This window comes from Acinetobacter sp. UBA3025 (genome assembly GCF_002367915.1).
Lineage (GTDB): Bacteria > Pseudomonadota > Gammaproteobacteria > Pseudomonadales > Moraxellaceae > Acinetobacter.
Window position 1 is genome coordinate 1 of the sequence record NZ_DFDO01000122.1, and the last position, 9,256, is coordinate 9,256.

9 protein-coding genes and 1 pseudogene are annotated in these 9,256 nt (G+C 40.7%); 5 read left to right on the forward strand and 5 right to left on the reverse strand.

Going from position 1 to position 9,256, the window contains the following annotated elements:
- Positions 1–846, forward strand: an 846-nt coding sequence (locus B4J23_RS05300; protein WP_291359116.1) for a hypothetical protein, incomplete at its 5' end; no start/stop codon positions are given.
- A 60-nt stretch (positions 847–906) separates the two neighbouring features.
- Here B4J23_RS05300 and B4J23_RS05305 read toward each other — a convergent pair.
- Both B4J23_RS05305 and B4J23_RS05310 read right to left on the reverse strand, forming a co-directional pair.
- Entirely contained in the window at positions 907–1,950 is a 1,044-nt protein-coding gene (locus B4J23_RS05305; RefSeq protein WP_291359136.1) for a molecular chaperone DnaJ, read from the reverse strand.
- Positions 1,951–2,093: 143 nt separating this feature from the next.
- On the reverse strand, positions 2,094–2,780 hold the full coding sequence (locus tag B4J23_RS05310; protein ID WP_291359137.1) for a carbonic anhydrase: 687 nt from the start codon (positions 2,778–2,780) through the stop codon (positions 2,094–2,096).
- Positions 2,781–3,259: 479 nt separating this feature from the next.
- Here B4J23_RS05310 and B4J23_RS05315 point away from each other — a divergent pair, with 479 nt between their 5' ends.
- The gene (locus B4J23_RS05315; RefSeq protein ID WP_291359118.1) at positions 3,260–3,937 is read left to right on the forward strand and encodes a DUF421 domain-containing protein; all 678 of its coding nucleotides are present in this window, start codon (positions 3,260–3,262) and stop codon (positions 3,935–3,937) included.
- On the opposite strand, the gene B4J23_RS05320 is transcribed toward B4J23_RS05315, so the two are convergent.
- The 3 genes from B4J23_RS05320 to B4J23_RS05330 all read right to left on the reverse strand — a co-directional run bounded on the left by B4J23_RS05320 (position 3,934) and on the right by B4J23_RS05330 (position 7,269).
- Positions 3,934–4,635 (reverse strand): HAD family hydrolase, encoded by a 702-nt coding sequence (locus B4J23_RS05320; protein WP_291359119.1) that lies wholly within the window; start codon positions 4,633–4,635, stop codon positions 3,934–3,936. The two genes, B4J23_RS05315 and B4J23_RS05320, sit on opposite strands and share 4 nt — an antisense overlap.
- Positions 4,636–4,772: 137 nt before the next feature.
- The gene (locus B4J23_RS05325) at positions 4,773–5,891 is read right to left on the reverse strand and encodes a porin (protein ID WP_291359121.1); all 1,119 of its coding nucleotides are present in this window, start codon (positions 5,889–5,891) and stop codon (positions 4,773–4,775) included.
- Positions 5,892–6,027: 136 nt separating this feature from the next.
- Complete coding sequence (locus tag B4J23_RS05330; RefSeq protein WP_291359123.1) at positions 6,028–7,269, reverse strand: MFS transporter; 1,242 nt, start codon at positions 7,267–7,269, stop codon at positions 6,028–6,030.
- 133 nt (positions 7,270–7,402) lie between these two features.
- Here B4J23_RS05330 and B4J23_RS05335 point away from each other — a divergent pair, with 133 nt between their 5' ends.
- The 3 genes and pseudogenes from B4J23_RS05335 to B4J23_RS05345 form a co-directional block, all read left to right on the forward strand.
- On the forward strand, positions 7,403–8,032 hold the full coding sequence (locus B4J23_RS05335; protein ID WP_291359125.1) for a 1-acyl-sn-glycerol-3-phosphate acyltransferase: 630 nt from the start codon (positions 7,403–7,405) through the stop codon (positions 8,030–8,032).
- 64 nt (positions 8,033–8,096) lie between these two features.
- Positions 8,097–9,014 (forward strand): patatin-like phospholipase family protein, encoded by a 918-nt coding sequence (locus B4J23_RS05340; protein WP_004783071.1) that lies wholly within the window; start codon positions 8,097–8,099, stop codon positions 9,012–9,014.
- A 101-nt stretch (positions 9,015–9,115) separates the two neighbouring features.
- A pseudogene (locus tag B4J23_RS05345) lies at positions 9,116–9,256 on the forward strand (NfeD family protein); the annotation flags it as partial.

A 9,256-nucleotide genomic window follows, 5' to 3' on the forward strand; every position in this document is an offset into this window, starting at 1 on the left:
AGTGAAGACTTTTCTACGTCCGACTTTATAAATTTCCTGAAACTAACTGCTAATAGAGAACAGCTAAAAGATAAAATCCTCGCCTTAGATGCAAGAAACGTGTTAGAAGATTTTTTATCTAAATTTGAAGCATATAGTAAACAAGTTCCTAAAGAAAATTTCGAATCATATCTATATGCAATGTTAGATGCGGGTGAAGAAATCAATAGTGACTCAAGCAGTGGTTTTTTCTTTACAGCACAAAGACGTTTATTCAGATTGGCATTACAGTGTTTAGAAAGTTTGCCTAATAATAAAGAAAGAGCCAAACTTCTATCTGACTATATTAATCAATATCTAAATTTCTCTATTATTAAAGATATTCTAATTGAAGAACATAAATCTAGAGATAATAATGCTGATACTCTATTAGATGATTCAGATTTTGAACAACTCAAAAAAGATTTTATTCTTAAATTAAGTCAATTTTGTATCTCAAACCATGACTCTATAATTAAAAACCCATCATTCCGTTCATTTATGTATCTTTGGATAGAATGGGGGAACTCTTCTGATACTCTTAATTGGTTTGAATCCGAAACTCAGGATATACAAGGCATTCTAAAGATACTTAAGACAATGATCCAAAGTACTACATCTTATGGCGGTTCCTATACTAAACCTCATGTCAAAAGATATATTAAAGCTGATACTGTTATAAAGTTCTTAAACATTCCTCGCATATCAAACATAATCAACTCTGCTGATCTTTCTATTCTTTCAGAAGAGGAAAATGACTTAATCAAAATGCTCAGAAAAGGATTCGAAAATAAAGCTAATGGAAGAGATGATGATTGGGATGGCTAACTCTCACCCCCTTGCGAAGCAGCGCTTCTCATCCCAAAGGGAGAAGTGCTTCTAAATAAGTTAAAACATGCCATGCCTTAAAAACATCTCTAATCCTTTCACCTTTTTGATATACATCAGGCGTTCTTTTTCGACTTTAATCTGCTGTTTTATAGTGGCAGTATCTTCATCAATCTGCTTATACAGATCAGCAATTTGAACTTTTCCCTTTGCTTTTTTTACTGCAATTCTGGTTTTCGATGACCAGACCAGTCGATTGATCAATGCATCAATCTGCTCTTGTAACTTCTGGCTCTGCACATCCAAAGCCAGTTGATACAGCTTGACTTGCTCTGCACTTAAACTCTTTTGCGAAGGATCTCGGTCTTGCTCAATCTGAAGCTGCATTTTCAGTAAAGCAAACAAATCTTGTTCTGCATAGGCCTCATTGGCACGTTGCAACAATTCAGTTTTTTTAATCTTTTTTACATCATTTGCTTCACGATCTGGATGAATCGCCGCAGCAATCTTTAAATACACCGATTTCACTGACTGCTCTGCCATTGCGGCTGCCTGTTCCTGCTTTTCCTGCTGGCGTTTTAGTTTGGCCTGCTCGCGGATTTGCTGAAAATGATCAGAAGCCCATTCTTCAAATCCCTCAGCATCTGCCGGATCTGGGACATTTTCATTCTTAAAAAACCTTTCCAGTTCATTGGTCTTTTTTTGGCTTTTTCTGAATTGGGCATGTTCGGCACGCTGCTGATAATAGGTGAAGATTTCATTTACCTTATTGGCTTCTTGCGCTGACATCGCCTGAGAATCTTGCAGATAATCTGCCAGGTATTGAATCTTCTCATCCAGTACTACCAACTCGGCCTTGGTAAAATCTGTTTCCTGCAAGTGGTTCCAGAGCTGTTCGAGCTGCTCAAACAGCACACCATGCAATTCATGATAGACCGGCATGAAAGTTTTATGCGTATATTGCTGTAGGTCTTCTTCAGCCTGTTGCCATTGTTTTAACTCCAACTTCTGCTGTTCGATTTTATCAATCAGACGATCCAGCTTCTTCTGCTGTGGCGAAAGCGCTGTGAATGGCTGGATCATGGTTTTTAAGTCAAAGAGCATGGCAGCAGAAAGACCCAAGGAAATCTTATCTATATTAATTCTTTCAGCATTCGCCACAAAGTTCTTTTCACCTTAGGCTATTGAAATTTGTATCAGAATTAAAAAAAGCAGAACTGTGTCTGCTTTTTCCATGCTGCTGTTTATTATTCCAGTACCACACGGCCATTTAAGGGCTGTACCGGACGGTTATTTGAATGTCCCATTAGCTTGGAAAATTCTGAAATCTGTTGCTTTGAGGCCTGCTGGATTTCTTTCAGAATCAACCAGCGCACGCCTTCAGAACATGGCGGTGTTGTCAGTGATCCACTAAAGCGGTAATAATCCAGATTCTTAGGCAACATCTCATTTACAGGTTGTGGGTTCTTCAAGACAACTTTTTCACCTTGCTTTTTCGGCAGGCGATTCCACATACGTTTTAGCATCGGATTTTCTGTACCCTGCGCAAACATCATCGCCACTACAGCAAGTTCCCCTTGAGCATTGGCATGGACAAAATGAATCTCTAGAGGATAGCTCTTGCCCTTAATCAGGTTCTCACTTGGGCTATGCAGATGAAACTGTTTCAGCACAAAAGTTTCATCATCCAGCTGCAATTCTCCGCCTTGAGCAAAGTCTACTTGAACGGTATGACCTTTATTTTCAATTGTGTGAATCATAGTGTTATAGCTAAACTTGAGCGGTTCCAGTTCGGCTTTGACTGTTCGCTCGATATTGATTGGTGACTGGTTCAGTCCATTACAGGCTGAATATTTCTGGTTTAGAGTCGACCATTGTTCAGGCTGATCATAGTTCCAGTCTGCATCTGCAAATACCGCTGTACTTAAGCCCATAACCGTTAAAAGCGTGAATATCTTTTTCACAATACATCCTTTCTTGGAAGTCAAAATCAATATTTTTAATTTAAAAAACAGATTTTTAGCTTGCTTTAATCGCTATATTTTTCAGGCCTCAACATACAGAAATTTATAAGTATCACGTTATTTGATTACAAATCATTAAATAGTTCTCATTATTCCTAGGAAATTGCTCAGATTTTATCTTGATATATTTCAGTAGGATATTATTTGTACTGATTAAAAATCACACAGAGTAAAATGTGAACTGGTTCAAATTTTACTCTGTTGAATAATCAATCAATATTTACATGAAATATCTATCTTATTTTCTTAAAATCGCTATATCTTTCACTCATAGCAATCATATTCAAAAAACATAATTTATTTTTATTCAAAAACTTACACAATTACAGCAGCAAACTAACAGCCGAGATTGATAGACTCGTAACAAAGAGTGATCTGGAATAATAACAATGGACTGGGCCACCATATTTATAAATGATACGACCTGGGAATTTGCCACAGAAATTTTGCTGCGCTGTGTAGTGATGTACGCGATGATTATCCTGTTTCTGCGGCTGACAGGTAAACGTGGGGTACGACAACTTTCGATCTTTGAAGTCACCATCATTCTTGCCTTGGGTTCTATTGCCGGCGATCCGATGTTTACAGAAGATATTCCCCTGATTCAGGCAGTTTTGGTGATGTCGGTCATTATTGTCATGTATCGCCTAACTACTTGGCTCATGATGAAATATCAATGGTTCGAAGACCTGCTGGAAGGTAAACCGATTTATATCGTGGAAGATGGCGTACTGGTCGTTGAAGAAATTAAAAAAGGTAAAATGTCGCATGATGAATTCTTTGCGGAGATGCGTCAGCAAGGCATTGAACACTTGGGTCAGGTGCGCTTGGGTTTACTGGAAACTGACGGTAAATTCAGCATTTTGTATTTCCATCCAGATGATGTTCGGCATGGGCTCCCGCTTTTCCCTAAATCCTGCTGCATAGTCAAAGAAGTCAAGCCAGAAGAGCTTTATGCTTGTATTTATTGCGGTCAAGTCCAGCATTTAAAAGAAGCGGAACAAACTTGTCCACGCTGTCATTCTCATCAATGGGCAAAAGCCATGAATAGCCACCGGATTACTTAAAGCTGCTTAAGCCGCTGCAAATGATCAAAGATTTCTGGTAATTGCTGAATCTTATATTGAATATGTCCGGCATCCGGATGGAAACCTTGCATCCATAAAGCATGCATACCTGCGGCTGTTGCGCCTTGAACATCATTGACAGGGTGATCGCCAATATAAAGACATTGTTCTGGCTGCACGCCTAAACGCTCTGCGGTAATCTGGAAAATTTCCGGTTGCGGTTTATTAAAGCCGACCAATCCTGAACTGATAATCTCATCAAAATAATTTGCAATACCTAAACCGCGAATGGTATTTAATCGGGTCTCATGTCCGCCATTGGATACAATGGCCAATCGATAACCTTCAGTTTTAAGCTGTTTTAATACTTGCCCTGCTTGCGGCATCTCTACGGCGTAACGTCCAAACTGGCTAAACCAGAACTGCGCTAGCTCCTCTAGATCTGGTGGAGTTAACCAAGATAATTCCTGCAACAATGCATATGCAGCTGAAGCGCCAATACTGCCATGAGTCAGCAATTTCTTTTTCGGATAACCGCCATTATCAATGCGTCGTACAATTTCGATAATTTTCTCAAGTTCAACCTGTGCTAGTGCCGAAGCATAATATTCTGCCAGATAACGGCTATAAGCCTGTGTTGTCAGATCACGGTGTGTCAAGGTATTGTCGAGATCGAATAAAACTGCTTGAATGGTCATAATTTAAAAAGGAATAGAAGGTTTTCTGTCATGGTAACAGCTGGGAACTTTCAGGATTAGATCTAAAATTGCTAAGTTTTGTTGTTTTAGGCATAAAAAAAGCGATGCCGAAGCACCGCTTTTATTTTGTTCTAAAATTAGAACTTGTATTCAATACCTGTACCAACTACTGGTTGTTTAGTTTCAGCTGCGCCTCTTTCAAGGAATAAGGCACCTGCATAGCCATATGCTTTAACTTGTTTAGAGAATGCATAGTCTGCGCCTAACAAGATTTGCTGTGCTTCGTAATCAGCTGTTCCATTGTTAAATTCAGTCGTGTTCTGACTATATTGGCCTTTAACTGTCCAGTTTTTTGCATTTGGCAGGTTGTATTCAGCACCAATTAACCAGCCTTGTGCATCATCAATGATGGTAGCTGCAGCATCATTACCCGCAACCTCTTCAACTTCTGAAGTTTGATATAGAGCACGTAGAGATAGACCGCCATCAAGGTTTACACGACCAATCGCACGAACAGTGTTGGCTGCTGCGAATGCACTACCTGCTACCCCACCTGTTACTTCTGGAGCAGAAGCATTTACAAAGCCACGACCTGCAAAGTTTGATGGAATCGCTTTGTCATAACCAAGACCTAAAACTACAGGTTTACTGTCATATACTACAGATGCTGACCATGCATCACCTAAACCACGGCCTGCAACTTTAGCACCACCTTTAGAAGAGCTGATACCACTAGCTTCACCCGTAGCCAAAAGTGCAGTTGCTTTAAGTTTACCTTCACCTACAGCGAGTGCTGGAGCTTCATAAACTACAACGTTATCAATACGGTTCTCACCAGTAAAAATACCATTTACGTCAGCTCTATTTGCAATATAGTTATTAAACGTATCAACTACCGCAGAAAGCTGTTTCACAGGTGTATCGATTTTACCCAATTTTACTGTACCCAGCTTTTCATCTTTTAAACCGACTAAAAGGTTACGTGGAACAAATGTATCGCTGCTTCCCCCATTATCTACATAGAATGTAAATTCAGCTTGATAAAGACCACTTAAACGATCAGTCAGTTTTTCATCACCTTTAATACCGATAAATGAGTTATTACTATTTAATTCCACAACATCACGGTTACCGCTGGCATTGTCTTCAGGTAAGTAATCTACTGTTGCATCAATTTCACCATAGAAAGTTGGTGCTGCAAATGTAGTCCCCGCTAAAAGGCTGAGTGCGATTGCTGTTGCTAACTTAGTTTTCATTAAAAAATCCTTTAACTTATTTTGTTACAAATAATACACACGGCGTCTATATTACAAAATTATTAAAAAAATATTTACATATTCTTTTTAATACTTTAGGTGGGGAGTGAATTAACTTACTTATTCATAAGAGATTTTAAATATTTTTCGCTACTTTCATCCATCGGAAAATAGGAATCAGGCAAAAAATCGCGATGATTACGATCAAATTTAGATAGTTTCGGTAACCTAAAGCGTCCCCTAGTAGCCCGCTCAGGCTATAAAGTCCCCCGCTTATAGTAGCCATCAAGGCAACCTGAAAGGTGAAATCAGTCCCTGCCAGATGCTTACGACTGTATTGCATCACCAAGGTCAGCATAACCACTAGGAGCATGGCCGATACCATATCTTCAACAGCATTAATGAGATAAATGATCCAGTTTGCTACTTTGTTCTGGGCTTCATATTGTGCAGCCAGCCAGGCATAAGCGATTAGACTGAGTATTTTAAGAATAGAGAAAATCATTAAACTCCAGCTGCGCGACCAGTATTTCAAACACCAGCCTGCTAGCCCTGCGCCAATTAATGCTGCAAAAGCACCAAGCATGGTGACATAAATACCAATCTGACTAAAACTCAGTCCCAAATCGACCATCAAAGGTTTTAATAAGGGCCCAGACAGACCATCTGCCACTTTAAAGGTCAGTAAAACCAGCAGCCATGTCGCCAAGGTAGAATCAGCTAAAAAATATTGAAAATAAGCTTTGATTCTAGTCCGAGCAGGTAATTTTTCAGATGATGAAGAAACCATCTTTTGATGATCCGGCTCTTTAAACCATAACACCGGTAAAGTATTCAGAAAGACCAGAGCTGCCAGCAGTAAAAAGGTTATCTGCCAATGCAAAAAATCGAGTAACCACAGGATTGCCCCGCCTCCAACAATAAAGCCCAAGCGGGAGCCAATCACCTGAAAGGTATTACCCCAGTGTTGCTGTTCATTTTTCAGAATATTGACTGCCAGTCCATCTGTAGCAATATCCTGAGTAGCACCGATCCCATTCATCACTAACAACGTGATAAAAAAGATCAGCAGATACAGCGGCTGGTTTAAAGCTTGGATCGGCAAAAAAGACAGTCCTATCAGCACAGCGACAGAAAGCCATTGCAAAGGAATAATCCAGCTTCGATAATGGCCTCGAGATTTTGATCCATGCTGATCGACTAAAGGTGCCCAGAAGATTTTAATCGACCATGGCAGCATGAGCAGACCAAAGCCACCAATATGTGCCAGAGATACGCCTTCAGCTCGTAAAATTACAGGTAAAGCGTGCGTCATAAACCCGACCGGAAGCCCCTGTGCCCAATATAGGGAAAACAGTAAAATATAAGTATTCCGCATATTCAGCACAGGTCCTTAAGGTAAAAATGCTAAAAGCATCCATCATCGCTATACATTTTGCCAATGATCCAGATTTTACAACAGTCTAATATGATCAAAAATAAAGAAAAATACGTTTCAGGATGAGACATTGATGAGTACAACACGTTTCCCCAGACTCCCTCCATTGGTTCCCTCCCGCGGAGGTAAACTGAGCCAAGCCCTGTTTAAACAGCTATTTCTGGCTCAGGGCTGGCAGCTCAAAGGCGAATTCCCTAACCTGCCTAAAGCAGTAGCGATTATTTCCCCGCATACCTCGAATATCGATGCCTGGCTGGGCTTCAATGCTTTGCTCGGTCTCGGCATTCAGATCACGATTTTTGGCAAGGACAGTTTATTCCGCACACCACTTAAACCGATCCTGGAATGGATTGGTGTGGTTCCGGTTGTACGTGATACCCCTCAAGGACATACCCGACAGATTGTTGATGTCATTAATAAGACTGATCGGATCTGGGTAGGTATGGCACCGGAAGGTACTCGCAAGGCGCCAGAAAAAATCCGCAGTGGTTTTTATCATATTGCCAAGGCAGCCCATTTGCCGATTGTGATGTTTTCCTTTGACTATGACATCAAGACCGTTCATATCCTCGGTGTATATCACCTGACAGGTGATTATGAATATGATCTGGAACAGATCTATAAGCATTATGAAGGTAAATTTTCGGCCAAAAATCCGGATTGGGTCGCCAAGCCGTTACAAAAGCTTTTGAAAAAAGACTAGGCAAAACTGGCTTTTTTTGATGTGATAGCCTGAATTTTGTTGATTTAATCGCCAGTTTTTTATAATGAAATTAACCCGTTATGCTCTGATTGGCTGCTTGGGTTTAAGCCTTGCAGCATGTGATAAAGCTACTAAAACCCCAACAACCTCTACTCCTCTTCAGGCTCGTGAACCTGTGGTGGCTATTGCGCTCGGTGGTGGCGGTGCCAAAGGCTTTGCCCATATCGGGGTACTCAAAGTCCTCGAATCGCACGGCATCAAACCGAAGATTGTTACTGGAACTAGTGCCGGAAGCTTCGTGGGCAGTCTATATGCCAGCGGCAAATCTCCTTATCAGTTGCAGCAAATCGCCTTGAACTTTAAAGAATCCGATATTCGTGATTTAACCCTGAACCGCCAAGGGATTATTGCCGGACAGAAACTGCAGGATTTCGTCAATAAAAATGTGGCGAATAAACCGATTGAACAGTTCCCGATTCGCTTCGCGGCAGTGGCAACCCGCCTAGACAATGGCCGTAAAGCTGACTTTATCAAAGGCAATGCCGGACAAGCCGTGCGTGCCTCTTGCAGTATTCCGAATGTCTTTGTGCCCGCTGTAATTGGCGGTACAAAATATGTCGATGGCGGTCTGGTTAGTCCAATTCCAGTAAAAACGGCCAAAGATATGGGAGCAGATATTGTTATTGCCGTAGATATATCTGCACGTCCGGACAGCAATAAAGCACTCAACATGTGGGGCGTACTGGACCAGACTATTAATATTATGGGTCAGCAAAGTATCAATGAAGAACTCAGGCAAGCTAATATCGTGATCCAGCCTAAAGTAGGTCATATTGGTACGCTGGATTTAAAAGCCAGCAATGAGACCATTCTTGAAGGTGAAAAAGCCGCGCAACTGAAAATCCGTTCAATTGAAAAAGCCATCAGTGATTTTAGGCAGTCTCCGGCTGCATTCAAGCCTGCACGACCGGCAAAATTTTAATCAGAAATTTTTTATATTCATCTGCTGCAGCATCTGCTACATTGGAAGTAAATCATATAAAGATGATGATTAATTAAATACTTAGCAATATAGGTCACGATATGGAATTAGTTCTTGAACCTTGGCACTGGTTTGTATTGGGAATACTTCTTATTCTGTCAGAATTACTCCTGCCCGCTTTTGCTGCCCTCTGGTTCGGGATTGGTGCCATTATGGTCGGCATTCTGTACTGGATGTTCCCG